At 66.0% G+C, this 19,142-nt stretch carries 15 protein-coding genes and 1 pseudogene; 8 read left to right on the top strand and 8 right to left on the bottom strand.

The window, feature by feature from the left end:
• The first annotated feature begins 171 nt into the window (after positions 1 to 171).
• On the top strand, positions 172 to 945 hold the full coding sequence (locus J2X98_RS20810; protein ID WP_307312036.1) for an SDR family NAD(P)-dependent oxidoreductase: 774 nt from the start codon (positions 172 to 174) through the stop codon (positions 943 to 945).
• Here J2X98_RS20810 and J2X98_RS20805 read toward each other — a convergent pair.
• Together J2X98_RS20805 and J2X98_RS20800 are read right to left on the bottom strand one after the other, a co-directional pair.
• On the bottom strand, positions 913 to 2,037 hold the full coding sequence (locus J2X98_RS20805; protein ID WP_307312035.1) for an FUSC family protein: 1,125 nt from the start codon (positions 2,035 to 2,037) through the stop codon (positions 913 to 915). The genes J2X98_RS20810 and J2X98_RS20805 overlap by 33 nt on opposite strands.
• A gap of 205 nt (positions 2,038 to 2,242) precedes the next feature.
• A pseudogene (locus J2X98_RS20800) lies at positions 2,243 to 3,830 on the bottom strand (MFS transporter).
• A gap of 433 nt (positions 3,831 to 4,263) precedes the next feature.
• Between J2X98_RS20800 and J2X98_RS20795 the strand changes: the two are divergent.
• On the top strand, positions 4,264 to 4,521 hold the full coding sequence (locus tag J2X98_RS20795) for a hypothetical protein (RefSeq protein WP_141944201.1): 258 nt from the start codon (positions 4,264 to 4,266) through the stop codon (positions 4,519 to 4,521).
• A gap of 151 nt (positions 4,522 to 4,672) precedes the next feature.
• Here the strand turns inward: J2X98_RS20795 and J2X98_RS20790 are convergent, their stop codons facing one another.
• Positions 4,673 to 7,198, bottom strand: coding sequence for an ATP-dependent DNA ligase (locus tag J2X98_RS20790; RefSeq protein WP_307312032.1), 2,526 nt, complete (start codon positions 7,196 to 7,198; stop codon positions 4,673 to 4,675).
• 40 nt (positions 7,199 to 7,238) lie between these two features.
• Here J2X98_RS20790 and ku point away from each other — a divergent pair, with 40 nt between their 5' ends.
• The 3 genes from ku (at position 7,239) to J2X98_RS20775 (ending at position 9,806) form a co-directional block, all read left to right on the top strand.
• Positions 7,239 to 8,357, top strand: coding sequence for a non-homologous end joining protein Ku (gene ku, locus J2X98_RS20785; RefSeq protein WP_307312030.1), 1,119 nt, complete (start codon positions 7,239 to 7,241; stop codon positions 8,355 to 8,357).
• Positions 8,358 to 8,501: 144 nt separating this feature from the next.
• A complete protein-coding gene (locus J2X98_RS20780) occupies positions 8,502 to 9,350 on the top strand; it encodes a class I SAM-dependent methyltransferase (RefSeq protein ID WP_307312028.1) in 849 nt (282 codons plus the stop codon).
• Between the two features lie 3 nt (positions 9,351 to 9,353).
• Entirely contained in the window at positions 9,354 to 9,806 is a 453-nt protein-coding gene (locus tag J2X98_RS20775; RefSeq protein ID WP_307312026.1) for an SRPBCC domain-containing protein, read from the top strand.
• A 172-nt stretch (positions 9,807 to 9,978) separates the two neighbouring features.
• Here J2X98_RS20775 and J2X98_RS20770 read toward each other — a convergent pair whose 3' ends face one another.
• The 5 genes from J2X98_RS20770 to J2X98_RS20750 form a co-directional block, all read right to left on the bottom strand.
• Positions 9,979 to 10,257 (bottom strand): HPr family phosphocarrier protein, encoded by a 279-nt coding sequence (locus tag J2X98_RS20770; protein WP_015935750.1) that lies wholly within the window; start codon positions 10,255 to 10,257, stop codon positions 9,979 to 9,981.
• A gap of 65 nt (positions 10,258 to 10,322) precedes the next feature.
• Positions 10,323 to 12,434 (bottom strand): PTS fructose transporter subunit IIABC, encoded by a 2,112-nt coding sequence (locus J2X98_RS20765; protein ID WP_141944192.1) that lies wholly within the window; start codon positions 12,432 to 12,434, stop codon positions 10,323 to 10,325.
• A 2-nt stretch (positions 12,435 to 12,436) separates the two neighbouring features.
• Positions 12,437 to 13,459, bottom strand: coding sequence for a 1-phosphofructokinase family hexose kinase (locus J2X98_RS20760; RefSeq protein WP_307312024.1), 1,023 nt, complete (start codon positions 13,457 to 13,459; stop codon positions 12,437 to 12,439).
• Complete coding sequence (locus tag J2X98_RS20755) at positions 13,456 to 14,262, bottom strand: DeoR/GlpR family DNA-binding transcription regulator (protein ID WP_307312023.1); 807 nt, start codon at positions 14,260 to 14,262, stop codon at positions 13,456 to 13,458. Before J2X98_RS20755 ends, J2X98_RS20760 begins: the two co-directional genes overlap by 4 nt.
• Before the next feature lie 228 nt (positions 14,263 to 14,490).
• On the bottom strand, positions 14,491 to 14,748 hold the full coding sequence (locus J2X98_RS20750; RefSeq protein ID WP_141944185.1) for a DUF6458 family protein: 258 nt from the start codon (positions 14,746 to 14,748) through the stop codon (positions 14,491 to 14,493).
• 172 nt (positions 14,749 to 14,920) lie between these two features.
• On the opposite strand from J2X98_RS20750, the gene J2X98_RS20745 reads away from it, so the two are divergent.
• From J2X98_RS20745 to J2X98_RS20735, 3 genes are all read left to right on the top strand, one after another.
• Complete coding sequence (locus J2X98_RS20745) at positions 14,921 to 15,559, top strand: alpha/beta hydrolase (RefSeq protein ID WP_307312020.1); 639 nt, start codon at positions 14,921 to 14,923, stop codon at positions 15,557 to 15,559.
• 178 nt (positions 15,560 to 15,737) lie between these two features.
• On the top strand, positions 15,738 to 16,475 hold the full coding sequence (locus J2X98_RS20740) for an HAD family hydrolase (protein ID WP_307312075.1): 738 nt from the start codon (positions 15,738 to 15,740) through the stop codon (positions 16,473 to 16,475).
• 138 nt (positions 16,476 to 16,613) lie between these two features.
• Positions 16,614 to 18,959 carry a glycoside hydrolase family 65 protein gene (locus J2X98_RS20735; RefSeq protein WP_141944181.1) on the top strand — a complete coding sequence of 782 codons (2,346 nt, stop codon included), beginning with the start codon at positions 16,614 to 16,616 and terminating at the stop codon, positions 18,957 to 18,959.
• Positions 18,960 to 19,142: the final 183 nt, after the last annotated feature.

The raw sequence follows: 19,142 nt of genomic DNA, 5'->3' as shown, positions 1-19,142 counted from the left end.
ATCCCCACAAGCAAAGCATGCTTACTAAATGTTGCACAAGTTGCACTTGGGAAAACCTGCACAGGGCACGGTCAACCAAAGGCTCGGCACGCGGCACGCCCAGGCACCTCGCGGCGCCTTCGGGGTGCACGTGCCGGCGCCAGCCCTGGCCTCTGTGGCTAGGCTTGCATCATGACTCCCTCCAGCTCACGGACCACAGCACTCGTCACCGGCGCCAGCGCCGGGCTCGGACACGAATTCGCCAAGCAGCTCGCCGCGCAGGGGAACGATCTGGTGCTGGTGGCGCGCAACGCAGCGCGGCTCGCGGAAACAGCGGAGGAGCTTCGGCGGCAGTATGGAATCACGGTTGAGGTGCTCCCCTCCGACCTGACGCAGGACGAGGACGTCGCCGCCGTCGTCGAACGCCTTCAGGATGCTGCGCGGCCGGTCGGGATCCTCGTGAACAATGCGGGCATCGGGCTGCTGCACAACTTCGAGGACAACCACGCGGAGGACGAGAAGAGGCACCTGAAGCTGCATGCCGAGACCTCCATGATGCTTACCCATGCGGCGCTGCGGGGAATGCTTGAGCGCGGGGAGGGCCGGATTATCAATGTTGCCAGCGTGGCCGCGTTCCTGCCCCGTGGCACCTATTCCGCGGCGAAGGCTTGGCTGGTGAGCTTCAGCCGGTGGGCCAACATGGCTTACCGCCAGCGCGGGATCAAGGTGACCGCTGTCTGCCCCGGGTTCACCCATACCGAGTTCCATGACCGGATGGGGATGGACAAGTCCGTGGCGCCGTCCTGGACATGGCTGCGTGCCGAGCGGGTGGTCCGGGAAGGCCTGGCGGACAATGAGCGCGGCAAGGCGGTGTCCATTCCGTCCAAGCGCTACAAGGCAGTGGCCGCAGTCGCCAAAGTGGCTCCTGCGCGGCTAATGGCGGGGCCGGCGCGGAAGCCGAAGTAGCGGTCCCTGGCCCAGGAAGGCCGGACGCTTCCGTGAACCGGGCCGGCGGACAGCCACCACTACAAGGATTCCCAACAACGCCCCTACCAGGGTCTCCACGGCGCGCTCGAGGATCAGGACCCGCGGTTCGATGGGTGCAGCAAGCTGGGTCATCAGCAGGACGACGGGAGTGAACCAGACCATCGCGAGGCCATAGTGCCTGGTCATGAACAGCTCTGTTGCGAACTGGAAGAGGATCACCAGGAGGGCCAGCACCACGGCCCGGTGTCCCGGTTCCTGCAACGCGGGGTAGAGGGCCGGCAGGCTCCAGGGCCCGGGGAGAAGTACGACGGCGGTGACCGCCAGGCCAATAAGCGTTCCCACGATGCGGTGGACACCCCGCCGGACGCTGCTGGGCAGGTCTGCGCCTGCCAGCGGTACTGCAGCGGCTGCCATTGCCCAGTGCGGATGGCCGCTGCCGCTGATCACGCCCACCGTCCCGGCAGCGCCCACGGCCAGTACATACCGGGCGGCGTGGACCACGAGTTCGCGCCGCCTGGCCGCCGACCGGCGGGGTACCTTCCGGGTGGCTCCGGGCTCCCACGCCCTCCGCCGCACCCAGCCGCTGAATCCGACCAGGATGGAGAATACGGATGATGCGGCCGCAATGACCATGGCCATGTGCCACGGGACCGCGGCAGGCACGGAAGCGCACGCGCCCAGTGCAAGGATGCCGAAGAAGGGCCCGTTCGGCTTCAGCCGCACCCGGTCGGAGTAGATCGAGCCCGCTCCGGCCAGCGTTGCCTCCACGGCAACCAGCCACCACGAGTGGACGTGGTTGACGGACAGCGCTACCCCCACCGCGACGCCACTGAGCAGCACCAGGGCACCCTGGCCCTGGTGGCGGAGCCGCAGCTGATGCGGCTCCGAACGGCCATACATGCCGGTAAGAGCACCGAAGACGGCGTAGATGATCAGGTCCGTGCGGCCAAGGGCGAGCAGGAACAGGGATGGCACCGCGACGCTGAGGGCTACCCGGACCGCCGCAAGGTGGTCATTAGTGGCAGGTTCCAACCGGTGGAGCGCACGTACCTGCTCCACTACGCGCTCCATATCCCGACCTGTCCCTCCAATGCTGTGCTGCTGCTTGCCTCTGTGGCCTCTTGGAAGCTATCACCGGGCGCCGGACCGAGTCATATACCTGCAGTCACACGGGGACATGTCGCGTGGACCTTGGCTCCGGCAGCCGGCTTGGTATCCGGGCCCGGGACATCCGGCCCTGCGGGCGTGGGCTACAAGCGTGCCCCGAAGGCCGGAATCAGGCCCCGGCCGGGACTCCGCGGTGTGCCTGCGGGTCGGTGCCGTCCTGGGTCTCGAACGGCAGTTCGTCCAGGTTGATCAGCGGGTTCTCGTCCTGGGTGGCCACCAGTTCCTTTGCCTCTGCCTGGGTGTCGACGCTCGGCATCGACCCCGGGAGGGGGCGGTTGGCGGACTCCTTCAGGAAGTAGATGGCGATCGCACCCACCAGGGACGTGCCCATCAGGTAGTAGGCGGGCATCATGTCATTACCGGTGGCGCTGATCAGCGCGGCCACGATGAAGGGCGTGGTGCCGCCGAAGATGGCCACGGCGAAGTTGTAGGCGATGCCCATGGCGCCGTAGCGGCTGGACGTGGGGAACTGGGCCGGGAGGGCCGAGGCAAGGTTGGCCACGTAAAAGGTGACAGGGAAGGCGACCAGGGCCAGGCCCGCCAGGGTGGACCAGATCTGCCCAATACCAATCAGCATGAAGGCCGGGATGGCCAGGACGATCGTGCTGATGGCGCCGATCCAGAGTACGGGTCGGCGGCCGATCCGGTCGGAGAGCTTGCCGGTAAGCGGGATGCAAAGGCTCATGACGACCAGGACGGGAATCGTCAGCAGTGTGCCGTGCACTTCGTCGTAGCCTTTGGAATCGGTCAGGTAGGTCGGCATGTAGGACGTCAGCGCGTAACCGGCCGTGTTGGCAGCGGCCACCACAACCATGGCAACGATGATGGGCCGCCAGTAGGCCTTGACGATTCCCACGGGGCCCTTGGCCGCGGAAGTGTCATCCGCGGAGGCATTCCTGGCGTTTTCCTCCTGGGCGTCAAGGGTGGCCTGGAACTGCGGCGATTCCTCGATCTTGCTCCGGAAGTAGACGGCGATGAGGCCCAGAGGACCGGCCACCAGGAACGGGATGCGCCATCCCCAGTCCTCCATGGTGCTCTGGCCGAGGGTCAGCTGCAGTACGGAGACCAGGGCGGCACCGATGGCGAAGCCCAGGTAGCTGCCGAGGTCAAGGAAGCTGGCAAAGAAGCCGCGGCGCTTGTCAGCGGCGTATTCACTGACGAACGTGGTGGCACCGGCGTACTCACCACCCGTGGAGAAGCCCTGGATGACCTTGAGGAGCACCAGCAGCGCGGCTGCCCAGAGTCCGATCTGGGCGTAGCCCGGCAGGACGCCGACGAGGAAGGTGCTTGCGGCCATGATCATCAGCGTGGTGGCCAGGATCTTCTGGCGGCCCATCTTATCGCCCAGCCAGCCGAAGATCACGCCGCCGAGCGGGCGGGCGATGAAGGTGGCGGCAAAGGTTCCAAGGAGGAACAGCGTCTGCGTGGTGGGGTCGGACTCAGGAAGGAATACCGGGCCCATGGTGGTGATGAGGTAGCCGAAGACGCCTACGTCGTACCATTCCATGGTGTTGCCAACGATGGTTCCGCCCAATGCCTTTTTAAGCATGGGCTGGTCCACCACGTTGACATCGGATTCCTTGCCGGCGGCGTGGCAGCAACCTGTGCTTCTTGGCAGCCGCAGCGGCTGACGGGTCGGTTCCGCGGGCGTTCCTGGCGCCTGCTGAAGAGTCGGTCTTGCTTCGGTCTGTGGGCATTTGGGCAACTCCTGTGGAGGTCATTTGCTTGCGACTTGTAGCTGCCCCGCTCCGGGCAGGCCTTCAATTTTACGGGATTTCTCTGGCGTCCGGGCAGTTTGATGGCGTAGAGTGCGCCCTTTTGGGCCCCTTCCCGGGCTGTTCCGGGGCATTTTTGTGCCACCGTTTCCCGCGCTATCACTGGGAAGCAGGCTGCTCAATGGCACTGTTACCAAAAATTTTCCAAGTTGCCCGGTTTCAACCCGTCGATTTCCGGGAAACGGGCCCCAAAGTGACCGCGGCCACCATCCTTGGAGGGGCTTCCCAGCAGGCGCCGAGGTGCCTATGGTAGAGCGATGAACACACTTCTTTCCGGGCTGTAGTCTGCGCGCCCGGACGCTTTTCGTTGGCGGTTCGTTTCAAGGAAGAACGAAGGAAAGAAGGGAAGAACCACATGGGTGAACAGTCCAACCAGTTCCACCTCAAGCCTGAGGTGGCGGACCATCTGGCGGCAGCAATGGATGCGGCCGCAGCACCGGGACCCGCGGCGATCGGCGGCGTTCCGCTGGCCCAGCAAGGCGGCTGGCCCGACGGCTACGGGAAGCGGCGGCATCCGAAAGACGACGGTGCCGGCCACGGGCGGATGGGCCATGAGGCAGCCGTGACAGCGGTTCACCGCACGGGCCGGCCGCAGATGCCACACTCCTCGTAGCCAGGGCGGGAGCGGACCCCTCGACGGCGACCCGCACCTTCAATATCGATTCGCACAGTACTTGGCGCCCACCAAATTCGGTGGGCGCCAAGTAGTGTGCGCGTCATTTCCTGGCATGCGCGTCGAACCTGCAGCACAGCCAAAACGCCCATCAGCTTTCGCGGACCACGTCCGACGGGTCCTTGTCCACGCGCCAGCCCCGCCACCGCGGATGCCGCAGCCTGCCGGGCCCGGTCCACTCGCTGTAGGTGACCTCGCCCACAAGCTCCGGCGTCACCCAGTGGGCGTCCGCGGCATCTGGACGGGGGACTTCGTGGAACGGCGAGGTCTTCCGTCCCAGCCGTTCCACGGTCTGCCGCAGTTCGGTGAGTTCGCGGGTGCTGAATCCGGAACCCACACGGCCCACGTACTGCAGCTTGTTGCCGTCGGGAATCCCCACCAGCAGCGAGCCGACGGTATCCTGGCGGCCGCCCTTTCCCGGCCGCCAGCCGCCCACCACCACTTCCTGGGTCTGCTCCGTCTTGAGTTTGATCCAGGTCCGGGTTCGCTGGCCGCTCACATAGCGGCTGTCCGTCCGCTTGGCCATGATGCCCTCAAGCCCCAGCTCCTGGGCACTTTCCAGCAGGAGGTCCAGGGGCTCCTCCAGCACCGGCGACAGGTCCACGGGGCACTCGGAGCGGCGGAAGAAGTCCTCCAGCCGCTGCCGCCGTTTGCTGAGCGGCAGGCGCCGGAGGTCCTTTCCGTCATCGAAGAGGAGGTCGAACAGCATCAGTTGGACCGGGATCGCAGCCCTGGCCCTGGTGACGTCCGCGGCCCGGGTCAGTTTCATCCTGCCCTGCAGCAGGCCAAAGTCGGGCTTGCCGCCCGGTCCGACGGCGATGATCTCTCCGTCCGCCACGAACGGCTGTGGCGGCCAGCAGGCCCTTTCGGTGAACTCGGGGTAGGTCCGGGTGACGTCGTTGCCGTTGCGCGAAAATATTCTGACTTGGTCCGCGTCCGCCACCAGGATGGCCCGCACGCCGTCCCACTTGAGCTCGTACTGCCATGAGCTGCCCTGCAGATCCGCCGTGGTCCCGGCCGTGGCCATCATGGGCTGGTATTCCAGCGGGTCGGCGGCAGCACCGTCGGCGGGGTCCGGGGCGCTGGCTGGCTCCGCGGCCTCGGCCGGGCCGGCAGCCGGGGCAGGTTCCACGCCGCCGCCATCCCGCGAAGGCTCTGTTCCCGCCCGGGCCGGCTGCCGTCGTCGTCCGCCTGGCTCCTCCTGGTCCATCAGGTGGATCAGCCACTGGCTTTCGGCGTCCTTGCCCTGGCCGCGCCCGGTGTGGATGAGGGCAATCTTTTTGATGCCGCCCAGCCCGCCATCCGGCGACCCGGCGAGCGTGACGATGACTTCCCTGCCGTTGATCCACTTGTGCAGTTCATAGGTGCCGGTGTCCCAAATAGTCATCTCACCGGCCCCGTACTGCCCCTTGGGAATGGTTCCGTGGAAGGTGAGGTAGTCCATGGGGTGGTCCTCGGTCTGGACCGCCAGGTGGTTCCTGCCGCCGGACTCCGGGACGCCCTTGGGGAGCGCCCAGGATGCCAGGACGCCCTCGTGTTCCAGCCGGAGGTCCCAGTGCAGGCGGCTGGCGTGGTGCTCCTGGATGACAAAGCTGTTGCCCCCGGTTGCAAGGCCCGCAAATGGCTCGGGCGTGGCCTTGGGGTCGCGCATGGAGCGGTACTTGCCCAGGCGCGCGTCGCCGTCGTGCGCTTCCTCCAGGGCAGCGTCAGCGCCGGCCCTCCCCGCTGCAGGCTTGACGACGGCGGCGAACGGGTCCTTGCCGTCCCGCACCCTTTTCAGCACCTCCTGATAGTCAAGATGGGTCAGCTTGGGAGACTCGATTTCCCGCCACGTCCGGGGCGCCGCCACCAGGGGCGTGGGCCGGCCGCGGAGCGAATAGGGGACCACCGTGGTTTTCGCCGCGTTGTTCTGGCTCCAGTCCACCAGCACCTTGCCGCGGCGCAGCGACTTCTTCATGTCGCTGACGGCGAGGTCCGGGTGGTCTGCTTCAAGCGCCCGGGCCAACTCCCGCGCAAAGGCGGAGATCTGCTCTGAGCTCTGGCTCCCGTCCAGCGCCGCATAGAGGTGGATGCCCTTGCTGCCGCTGGTCACCGGGACAGTGTCCAGGCCCACGTCCTGCAGGATGGCCCGCGCCAGGAGCGCCACCTCGCGGCACTCGGGCAGGCCCGCACCGTCGCCCGGGTCCAGGTCCAGCACCAGCCGGTCCGGGTTCAACTGGGTTCCGTGCGGGTCCACCCGCCACTGCGGCACATGGATTTCGAGGGAGTTGATCTGGCCGAACCACGTCAGCGTGGCGGCGTCGTTGACCAGGGGATAGTGGATGGTCCGGTCCTTGTGCGTGATGGCGGCCCGCGGCACCCAGCCGGGAGCCGAGTCCTCCAGTTCCTTCTGGAAGAAGACCTCACCGGGCTGGTCCTCCGTGCCCACTCCATTGACCCACCGCTTGCGCGTGGCCGGACGGTTGGCGGCGGCCGGGATCAGGACGTGGGCCACCGCAGCGTAGTAGGCCAGGACATCGGCCTTGGTGGTGCCGGTCTCCGGATAGATGATTTTGTCCAGGTTGGTGAGCGTCAGTTCGCGTCCCGCAACCCGGACACGTTCCCGGCTACCTGCCACGGGGCTTCACCTCCGGCCTGCTCTGATGTTGACTGTATGAATGAGAGCCATCTGGAAAGGTGCCATCGCGTTCGGCCTGGTCAACGTGCCCGTGAAGGTCTACAGCGCCACAGAGGATCATGACATCAGTCTGCACCAGGTTCACAACGCCGACGGGGGCAGGATCCGTTACCAGCGCCGGTGCGAGGTTTGCGGGGAGGTGGTGGACTACTCGGACATCGAGAAGGCCTTCGACGAGGACGGCCGCACAGTGGTCCTGTCCAAGGATGAGCTCAAGTCCATTCCCGCCGAGAACAGCCACGAGATCGAAGTGGTGCAGTTCGTCCCGTCCGAGCAGCTCGAGCCCATGATGTTCGAGAAGAGCTACTACCTGGAGCCGGATTCCAAGTCGCCCAAGGCCTACGTGCTGCTGCGGCGCGCCCTGGAGGACACGGACCGGGTGGCCATCGTCCAGTTCGCTTTGCGGGAGAAGACCCGGCTGGGTGCGTTGCGGATCAAAGACGACGTTTTGGTGCTGCAGTCCCTTCTTTGGCCGGATGAGGTGCGGGAGGCGAAGTTCCCGTCGCTGGAAGCCGACATCAGGATTTCCGCACAGGAACGCGACATGTCGGCGGCGCTGGTGGAGTCCATGGCCGCGGACTTCGAGCCCGATTCCTTCACGGACGAGTACCAGGTGCAGCTCCGCCAGCTCATCGACGCCAAGCTCGAACAGGGCGAATCCCTGGACACCGGGGAGACCTTCGGCGTGGAAGCCGGCGAGGGCGGCAAGGGCGAGGTCATCGACCTCATGGAGGCCTTGAAACGGAGCCTGGACAGGAAACGCGGCGGGGAGGGTGCATCGGCCACCGGAACTGCCGACGAAGCGGACGACGGGAAGGGGGACGCCGGGGAGGAGGAAGCCAAACCGGCCCGCAGGTCGTCAGGCACCAAGGCTTCGGCGGCCAAGTCTTCGGGGACCAGGGCTGCCGCGAAGACCGGCACGGATGATTCCGGGCCTGCCGCCAAGTCGGCCACGAGATCCACCGCCACGAAATCCACGTCCGCAAAGTCCACAGCCTCCAAGTCCACGGGAAGCAAAGCGGCAGAAACCAAATCCACCGGCTCCAAGACCGCAGCCAAGCCGGCCGCCAAGACCACCAGGGCGCGCAAACCGGCCTGACGGGCGGCGGGTACCCGCCAATCATTGCCCGGCCCCACCCTTTACAGGCGCCTGCAACGCGCCCACAATGAGTCGCATCACAGCCTCCGCTGTGCCAACAGCCCGCTGTCACCATCCTCGGCGGACATGAAAAGGGGCGCGGACATGAGCGATCAGACAGACGTTGCGGGGGCGGAGGCGGACCGGGAACTCAAGAGGAAGCACCGGGCCATGTGGGCGTCAGGGGATTACCCCGCCCTTGCCGACGAGATGCTCCTGGAACTGGGTGCCGTCCTGGTGGAGGCCTGTGGCATCAAGTCCCGCCAACGGGTCCTGGACGTAGCGGCGGGAACCGGCAACGCCGCAATTCCGGCGGCGATGATGGGTGCCAAAGTGGTGGCCAGCGACCTCACCCCCGAGCTTTTCGAAGCGGGACGCAAGGAAGCTGCGAACCGGGGCGTCAGCCTGGAGTGGCAGGAAGGCGACGCCGAAGCCCTCCCATTCGAAGACGCGGAGTTCGACGTGGTGATGTCCTGCATTGGCGTGATGTTCGCACCCCACCATAAGGCAGCTGCGGACGAACTGCTCAGGGTCTGTAAACCCGGCGGTTCCATCGGGCTGCTGTGCTGGACCCCGGAAGGATTCACCGGTCAGATGTTTGCCGCCCTGAAGCCGTTCGCTCCGCCGCCCCCGCCCGGCACCCAGCCTGCGGCGTTGTGGGGGAGCGAGGACCACATCCGAGAACTGATGGGCGAAAGAATCGCCGACGTCCACACCCGGAAGCAGAACCTCACCGTGAGGAGCTTCCACCAGCCCGCTGACTTCGTCCGCTATTTCAAGTCCCACTACGGCCCCATCATCTCCGTCTACAAATCCCTCGGCGAGGACCAGGACAAGGTCAAGGCCCTGGACACAGCTCTCACCGATCTTGCCGATTCCTTTGGCGACGCGCACGGTGATACGCCCTTCCAAATGGAATGGGAGTACCTGCTCTTCACGGCGAAAAAGGCCTGAACCATGGCGGAAAACCACGTGGCCACCTCCGTCACCATCATCGAGGCCCCACCGGAGCGCGTGTGGGAAGTGATGACCGACCCAGCCGCGGTGAAGGAGTTCATGTTTGGAACCACGCTGGAGACGGACTGGAAGGTGGGGAGCCCCATCACCTGGCGGGGTGAGTGGGAGGGGAAGGCCTACCAGGACAAGGGCCGGATCCTGGCGGTCGAACCGGGGCGGAAACTGGTCCACACCCACTTCAGCCCGCTGTCCGGGCAGGAAGACAAGCCGGAAAATTACCACACGCTTGACTGGTCGCTTGAGGACCGCGACGGCGCCACCCGGCTGACCCTGGCGCAGGACAACAATCCCAGCGAAGAAGCCGCGATGCATTCCAAGGGCATGTGGGACATGCTTCTGGCGGATGTGAAGGCGCTCGCCGAACGCACCCCCCGCCCCGCTCCTCCCAACTGACTGGCACTGTTGTCGTTTTGAAGGGTGAAAACGACAACTAATGCGACCTGCTTGGGTGAGGCGCGGTGAAGGCGCCAGACGCTTAAAGCCAAGCGGCCGCCGTCGGGCTTCTCCCATGAAGGGAAAGCTCGACGGCGGCCGCGCGGGTTGGTGCCGCTAAGCGGCGAAGCTGCTACTCGGCGTCGTGATCTGTTTCCAGGATCTGCACCAGGCGCTCCAGCGCATCGTCCGCGCCGGCACCTTCTGCTCGGAGGACCACCACGTCGCCGTGTGAAGCACCCAGGCTCATGAGGGAGAGGATGCTGGCGGCATCCATGGCCTCGTCGGCCGGCTCGCCTTCACGGGCGATGGTGATGTCCAGGTCGAACTCTCCGGCAGCCTCTGCGAAGATGGCGGCCGGGCGGGCGTGCAGGCCCACGCGGCTGGCAACGGTTGCGGTGCGTTCTGGCATTTTTGCTCCTTTGTCTTTCGGCGTGCTGGGGGTCCAGCGGCCGGTGAGGTGTGTGGCCTGCCGGCTCAGACGGTTACGGGAACCGGTTCAACCGTATCAACGGTCTTCTTGACTGCCCAGCGCTTCAGCGCGATGACGGACAGCGCCGTGACGACCGTGCCGACGATGATCGACACGACGAACATCAGGAAGTTGTCGATGGCGAAGAAGACGAATATTCCGCCGTGGGGTGCCTTGGATCCGACGCCTGCCGCCATGGAGATGGCTCCGGTCACTGCGCCGCCCAGCATGCTGGCGGGGATGACGCGCAGGGGATCGGCCGCGGCGAACGGGATGGCGCCTTCGGAGATGAAGGACGCACCCAGCAGCCACGCTGCCTTGCCGTTTTCCTGCTCAGCGAGGCTGAAGAGCTTCTTGTTCAGCACGGTGGAGGCGAGGGCCATGGCCAGCGGGGGAACCATGCCGGAGGCCATGACCGCGGCCATGATCTGCCACGGGGCCTGGTTGTCGATGGTTGCCGCGCCGAGGCCGGCGACGGCGAAGGAGTAGGCAACCTTGTTGACCGGGCCGCCGAGGTCGAAGCACATCATGAGGCCCAGGATGACGCCGAGCGCGATGGCGCCGGCACCGGTCAGGCCGGACAGCCAGCCGTTCAGGCCCTTGGTGATGGCCACGATCGGGCCGCCCAGGATGAGGAACATCAGGCCCGACGCCACCAGGGATGCCAGCAGCGGGATGATCACCACGGGCATCAGGCCACGCAGCCAGCGGGCTACCTGCAGGCGGCCCACCACATGGGCGATGTAACCGGCGAGGAGGCCACCTACGATGCCGCCGAGGAAGCCGGCTCCCATGAACCCGGCCACTGCACCGGCAACGAAGCCGGGGGCGATGCCCGGACGGTCAGCGATCGCGTACGCGATGTAGCCGGCCAGCGCCGGGACCAGGAAGCCCAGCGAGAGTGCACCGATCTTGAACAGGACCGCACCCAGGTAGGCACCCAGCGGACCCCAGGCGTTGTCAGGGAACTCGGTGGGCAGGTTGAACAGGCTGTTCTGGACCACGATCGTGTCCGCGTACTTGGTGATCAGGTAGCCGCCCATGAGGAAGCCGAGGGCGATCAGCAGGCCGCCGCCGGCCACGAACGGAATCATGTAGCTGACACCGGTCAGGAGGGCTTTCTTGAGCTTCTGCCCAATGTGCTCGCCCTTTTCCTCGGCCTCATGCTCGGCCTGTTCCTCAGCACCGAAGTGCGGGACGCGGCGGGCGTGCGGGTTGTCGGCAGCAGCGAGAGCCTCCTGGACCATCTTGTCCGGCTCGTCGATGCCGCGCTTGACCGGGGCGTTGACCACCGGCTTGCCGGCGAAGCGCTCCTTGCCGCGCACATCCACGTCCACCGCGAAGATGACGGCGTCCGCGGCGGCGATGACTGCGGGGTCCAGTGCTTTGGCGCCGGAGGAACCTTGGGTCTCCACCTGGAGGTCAACGCCAACTTCCTTGGCGGCTGCCACCAGTGAATCGGCTGCCATGTAGGTGTGGGCAATGCCGGTGGGGCATGCTGTTACGGCCACCAGGCGCTTTGGGCCGCGGGCGCCGGAGCCTGCGGGCGCACCGGAGGAAGCGGATGACGGGGACGAACCCACAGCACTCGCACCACCTGCCGCGCCAACACCGGCGGCCACTGGAACTGAATCGGCCGGAGCGGCGGCAGCGTGCGCCGCCGGCTTGTCCGCCAGGGCGCCGTCCACGAGCTCCACGATTTCAGCCTCGGAGGAGGCGTTGCGCAGGGCCGCGGTGAAGTCCTTCTTGATGAGGGACCGGGCCAGCTTGGAAAGCAGCTTCAGGTGCTCCTGGTCCGCCCCGTCCGGAGCGGCGATGAAGAACACCAGGTCAGCCGGGCCGTCCTTGGCGCCGAAGTCAACCTTCGGGTTCAGGCGGGCCATGGCCAGGGTGGGTACGGTGACGGCGGCAGAGCGGCAGTGCGGAATGGCAATGCCGCCGGGGATGCCGGTGGCCGTCTTCTGCTCGCGGGCGAAGGCGTCCGCGAAGAGGCCTTCAATTTCAGAGGCGCGTCCGGCGGCAGCTACCTTGCTTGCCAGATGCCGGATCACCGACTCGGGCGCGTTGCCCAGGTTCTGGTCGAGCTCGACCAGTTCCGTGGTGATGAGCTGGGTCACTGTCAATCCTTTCGAAGGGCCGTGATGGTTACGGCATCCGGGGTGGTTTGGTTTACTGCCGGAACTGTGGAGCCCGGCAGCGAGGCAGCGGCGGCACCGTGGGCCACCGCCTGACGAAGGCAGTCGGCGGGGGCGGCGCCCCGGCCGTGGGCGAGCAGGTAGCCGGCAAGTGCGGAGTCGCCCGCACCCACCGTGCTGACCGCGGCGACCGGCGGGTGCGTGGCCAGCCACGCGCCGTCGGCCGTTACCAGGACAGCTCCCTTGGAACCGAGAGTTGCCAGCACTGCACCCACGCCGGAACGTACGACGGCTGCTGCGGCGGCTGCCGCAGCAGCGGGGTCCGCTTCCAGTTCGTCACCGGAGGCCGGGGTGAAACCGGCGGCTGCGGCCAGCTCCGCCAGTTCCTCGGCGTTGGGTTTGAGGAGGTCCGGTTTCCCGGAACCCGTGGTTGTTCCTCCGGAGACGGTGCTGTCCCCGGAGGTTCCGCTGTCGGTGAGGGCAGCGGCGAGGGGCGCCCCGGAGGAGTCGACGGCGATCAGCGGCGCTGTGCCGTTGCCCGCCTCCCGGATCCGCCGGGCCACCGTGGCGTAGAAGTTGTCCGGGAATCCCGGCGGCAGCGAGCCGGCCAAAACCACCCAGCTGGCGCCGCGGGAGCTTTCCAGCAGCAGCTTGATGAGCGCTTCCTGCTGGTCAGCAGCCAGGACGGGGCCCGGTTCGTTGATCTTGGTGGTCACGCCACCGGGCTCGGTGAGCGCCACGTTGGTGCGCAGCGGCTCGTCGATGGGAAGGGACACGAAGGGAACGGCGCTTTCCCGCAGCCCGGCCAGGACGGGGTCACCGTCTGCGCCGGGAAGGACGGCAAGGGATTCCAGCCCGGAGGCCACCAGGGCGCGGGAAACGTTGACTCCCTTGCCGCCGGACTCCTGGCGGACGGAGAGAGCGCGCTGCACTTCGCCGCGTTCCAGGGGCCCGGGGAGGGCTACCGTCCGGTCCAGGCTGGGGTTGGCCGTGAACGTGACGATCATGCGACCACCACGTCTACGCCGGCATCTTCCAGGGCGGCTGCGAGTTCAGGTCCGGGTTCACTGTCTGTGATCAAGGTATCCAGATCTTTCAGGGAGGCGAACTGGACCAGGGTTTCCGTGTCCAGCTTGGAGGAGTCGGCCAACACCACAATGCGGCGTGCCGACTGGACGAAGGCTGCCTTGACGGCTGCTTCTTCAGGATCGGGAGTGCTGATGCCAAAGGTGGCGTGGATGCCGTTGGTGCCGATGAACGCGATGTCCGGGCGCAGCCTGGCGGCGGCATCCACGGTTGCCTGGCCTACGGCCACCTGGGTGATGCCGCGTACCCGGCCGCCCAGGATCTGCAGGGCTATACCGGGAACGTGGGAGAGTTTGCTGGCGATGGGTACTGCGTGGGTGATGACTACCAGTTCGTGCTGCTGCCCGTTTCCGTCGGAAGGTTCGACGGCGGTGCGCCGGGCCAGCATGTCTGCCAGCACTTCGGTGGTGGTGCCGCCGTCCAGCAGGACACTGGCGGTCGAGTTCCGGGGAATCAGTGCGAGGGCGGCTTCGGCGATCCGGATTTTCTGGTCCGGCCGCTGGATGGCCCGTTCGGTGACGCTTTCCTCGGTGGTGCTGAAGCGGTCTGCCGCCACTGCGCCGCCGTGGACCCGCCGTACGGTTCCGGCGTTTTCCAGGGCTGCCAGGTCCCGGCGCACGGTTTCGGTGGTGATGCTGAAGCGCTCAGCCAGCAGGGTCACGCTGACCCGGCCGCTGCCGGCTACAAGCTCGGCAATCTTTTGCTGGCGCTCTTCGGCGAACACTTACCCTCCGTTGCGTAGCTGCTCTCGTGATCTGCATCACTCTCGTGTTGAGTTACTTGACTTTATCTTTGCTTCTGTTGGTTTGTCAATGGAAACCAACATGAAACAAGATTCCTTGTCACTTCCCCTGTAGCGGGCGCAAAAAAGCCGGGCCGGACGCCTGTGGTCCAGCCCGGCTCTTCGGCCCGGCGGTGCCTTTGCAGGGAATTGGTCCCGTTCCGCTTGAGGTCAGATGCCGCCGTCGCGGGTTTCCTGCCGGGTGATGCGTTCACCGGTGTTGGGGTCGATTACGGAGCGGGACTCGCTCACCCGCCTGCTGCGGCCGGGCGAGGCGAGGATAAGTGATGCAATCAGCCCGATCACGCCCACAGCCATGAGGATGTACCCCACCAGCTGCTGGTCCAGGAAGGGAATCAGTCCGGGAGTGACTGCCCAGGCGAGGATGGCGCCGAGGGCGATAAGGAAGATTGACGAACCGATTCTCATGACCTGCTCCTTACGGCCGCTTCCATGTGCGGCGCTGGTATGGCGTTACGGAAGGGTGGTGCGTACTGCAAAAAAGCTAAGCCTGCTGTCTGTCACGCGTCACGCTACCGCCCGGGGGTTCCGGATTCAATGACCCGGCCGGGCAGCTCACCTGCGTCGCTAGGCTTGACCAGTGGAAACAGTTGTGTGGTCCAAGCCGGAAGGCCAGCGTGCCGGCACCCCCTTAGTGGTGATGATGCACGGGTACGGCACGGATGAGTCGCGGATGGTGCGCCTGTTCGGGCACCTGCCGGAGGAGTTCACCTATGCGGCACTGCGCGCACCAATGCCCATCGGCGACCACTGGGGCTGGTTCCTGCTCGACTACTTCCTGGCCAACGACTTTGCGGATGTCATCTCAGCCGCCAATGCTGTGCAGGCATGGGTCAAATCCGTGAGGGATCAGCACAGCAGCGTCAGCCTCATGGGTTACTCGCAGGGGATGGCCATGGCCAGCACGCTGCTTAGACTGCACCCGGATGACTACCAGGCTGTGGTGGGGCTGTCCGGCTTCGTCCTCAAGAACGAACTCCTCTCGGTGACCGACTCTTTCGAGGCCAGGCCGCCCTTCTTCTGGGGCCGGGACAAGGCGGACCTGGTGATCAACGACGATGCGGTCGCCTATACCGCTGAATGGCTGGAAAGCAACACGCTGCTTACCGCCCGGACGTACCCCGGAATGGGGCACGCCATGTCCAGGACGGAGATGGTGGACGTCGGCGCTTTCCTCTGTTATTACGTGCTCCGGCAGGGCGGTCCAGGAAATGCCTAAGCACTGATAAAAAACAGTTGCAAGTCAAAACTGCAAGCGCTTACACTCGTCTACGGCCATGATCGGTCCTGCAGTGGGCGGGCAAGGAGGCGATGCTATGCGTACGCGCGCAGGGCACCTCCTTCAGGCTGCCCGGCAGGGCCGGCTGTCCGCAAACCGAGAGGACACCGCACTGCCGATGACACACCAAACTGCAGCTGATACTGCCGCCTGGACCAGCGCCGCAGCAATCCTGTTTGACTTGGACGGGGTGCTGACGCCCACAGCAACCGTGCATGAGCGTGCCTGGCAGGAACTCTTCGACGGTTACCTGGCCTCGCGGCCCGGCGTCCCCGGGTACCGCGAAAGCGACTATTTCGACCATATCGACGGCAAGCCCCGTTTCGATGGCGTCCGGGACTTCCTGGCCTCCCGCGGGATCACCCTGCCGGAAGGCCCGCTGGATGACGACCCCGCCAACGACACCGTCCATGGCCTGGGCAACCGGAAGAACGCGGTCTTCAATGACATCGTGAGCGCCGGAGTCGAGCCGTTTGAAGGCTCGGTACGTTTCCTCCAGGCCGCGCTGGACCTCGGACTCAAGGTCGCCGTCGTATCCTCCTCCCGGAACGCCCCCGCAGTCCTGAAAGCCGCCGGGCTCAGCCACCACTTCGCCGTCGTGGTGGACGGGATGGTGGCCGCTCAGCATGGCCTGCCCGGCAAGCCGAGTCCGGCCACCTACGAGTACGCGGCCAAACTGCTGGACCTGTCCAGCTCCGAGTGCGTGGTCGTAGAGGACGCCGTGTCCGGCGTGCAGGCAGGGCACGCTGGATCGTTCCATGCGGTTATCGGCGTGGACCGGGGAGCGGGGCGGCAGACCCTTCTGGATGCCGGCGCCACCCTGGTTGTCAGCGACCTCCAGGAACTCATTCCCTAAACCCTTCGTCCAGCCCCCGTTGCCTTCCCCGGGCAACACTGCGGCTTCCCCCTGCAGCACGCAGCCGAGTACCCATTCCCCCAGAATTCCTGCTGCCGGCAAGCCCGGCAGCACAGCAAGGCCAAAAGGACCCCCACCATGGCACTGATTACCGCGGACCGCGAACGGTTCCCCGACACCCCCTGGCAACTCGTTGAAACCCGCTACGAACATGACGGCGCGGGAGCGCTGGAGACCCTGTTTGCCCTGGGAAACGGGCACCTGGGTATCCGCGGCGCCCATTGGGCGGCGGCGGACGCCGAACTGCCGGGCAGCTTCATCAATGGACTGCACGAGATCTGGGACATCAAGCACGCCGAAAACGCCTTTGGGTTTGCCCGGACGGGGCAGCGGATCCTCTACATCCCGGACGCCAATAACTTCGTCGTGGTAGTGGACGGGGAGAGCCTGAGCCTGGCCGAATCGGAGGTTCTCGACTACCGGCGGACAGTCGACTTCTGCACGGGAATCTACGAATGCCGCATCACCTGGCAGTGCCGTTCGGGCGCCACGGTGACAACCACCGAACGGCGGGCGGTGGGCTTTGCATCCCGGGGCAGCCTGGGCATCTCACTTGAGGTGGCTACGGACCGGCAGGTATCACTGGACGTCACCTCCTCGGTGATCAACCGCCAGGACCAGCCGGTGGAGGACCACTCCGTGCATGACCCGCGCCGCGCCGGCCGGCACGCGGGACGTGTGCTGCTGCCCCTGCGGCTCGATGGCGGCGACGGGTCCTTGCGCCTGTCGTGGGAGGCGGCCGAGTCCAAGCAACAAGTGGGCATCGCCGTGGACCACTGGACCTCCGCCGGGCACCAGCCGTTCGAGACCCTGGTTGACCAGGACGACAGCAGCGTCCGGTACGTGCTCGCGGTGGATGCCGACGAGCCGTTCCGGCTGGAAAAGAGCGTCAGCTACGCCGCCGGCCGCACCGTGCAGGACCCGGACATCGACGCGGCCGCGGTGGCGGAAGAGGGCCTGCGCACGGTGAATGACGTCTTTGCCGAAAGCGAGGCGCACTTCCGCCGTTACTGGGCCACCTCCGACGTTGTGGTCGAGGGCGGCCGGCCCGGGTTGCAGCAGGCCATCCGGTGGAACCTCTTCCAGCTGGCCCAAGCCACCGCCCGGGCCGATGTTGCCGGCATCCCGGCCAAGGGCGTGACCGGATCAGGCTATGAAGGGCACTACTTCTGGGACCAGGAGGTGTATCTGCTGCCGTATCTCACCTACACCAATCCCGACGGCGCCCGGCAGGTCCTGGAGTTCCGTCACGGGATGCTTCCCGAGGCCAAGATCCGCGCCAAGGAACTGAGCATGGATGGAGCGTTGTTCCCGTGGCGCACCATCAACGGGCTGGAGGCCAGTGCATACTATGCCGCGGGCACGGCCCAGTTCCACATCGCAGCCGCCATTGCGTTCGCCACCAACAGGTACCTCTGGGCTACCGGCGATGCCGCCTTCGGAGAGGGAATGGGCGCCGAACTGCTGATCGAAACTGCCCGGATGTGGATTTCCCTCGGCTTCTTCGGCAAAGACGGACTCTTCCACATCCACGGCGTCACCGGTCCCGATGAATACACCGCCGTGGTCAACGACAACCTGTACACCAACGTGATGGCCCGTTTCAATCTGCGTGCCGCGGCCGCCCTGGAGCACGCCGAAATCACGCCGGAGGAGCGCCAACTCTGGGAAGCTGCCGCCAAACGGATGCAGCTGCCGTTCGATGACCGCATGCAGGTGCACTCGCAGGACAACGACTTCATGACCCTGGAGCCCTGGGACTGGACCACTCCCCGGTCCAAGTACCCGTTGCTCCTGCATTTCCACCCGCTGGTGATCTACCGCCACCAGGTACTCAAGCAGGCGGACACGGTCCTGGCCATGTTCCTGCAGTGGCAGGACTTCACCGCAGAAGAGAAACACCGTGCCTTCGACTTCTACGATCCGCTGACCACCGGAGACTCAACCCTGTCCGCCTGCGTGCAGGGAATCATGGCGGCCGAGGTGGGTTACTCCCAAGAGGCGCTGGACCACTTCACCAACGCGGCATTCATTGACCTCGATGACACCCACGGCAACACCATCGATGGCGTACACATTGCCTCCACCGGGGGAGTGTGGAGCTCGCTGGTATGCGGGTTCGCCGGCCTCCGCGACCAGGGGGAGGTGCCGTTCTTCGACCCGCGCCTGCCTGCCGAATGGCATGGCTTGGCCTTCCATCTGAAGATCCGCGGGCGCCTGCTGCTGGTCCGCCTTGCCCCCGGCTCCATCACGCTCACCGTGCAGGAGGGCGCCCCTCTGGAAGTGGACGTCCGAGGGCAGCGGCTGGTGGTGGGCGGGGATCCCGTCGAGGTGCCCTTGGCGCCGGTCCCGCAGCCGGAGCCCACCGTGTTCCCCAGCGGCCTGCCGACGGCAAGCATCCCGGTGGTGCGCGGCAACAGCTGACCCAAAATGCCCGACGGCGGCCCGGCTGATAGTTCCGCGGGCCGCTTGGCTTCCTTCCGCCGTCGTACGTTCCTTCGGCGCTTATCCTGCCAGGAGGGTGGCGGCTTCCTGGCGGGTGGTGCCGGAGTCCTGGATGCCGTGGGCGATGTGGGCGAGTTCGGCGGGGATGTCGCGTCCTTTTTT

Source organism: Pseudarthrobacter enclensis (assembly GCF_030811655.1).
Lineage (GTDB): Bacteria > Actinomycetota > Actinomycetes > Actinomycetales > Micrococcaceae > Arthrobacter > Arthrobacter enclensis_A.
This window is presented reverse-complemented; position numbering and strand designations above follow the sequence as displayed.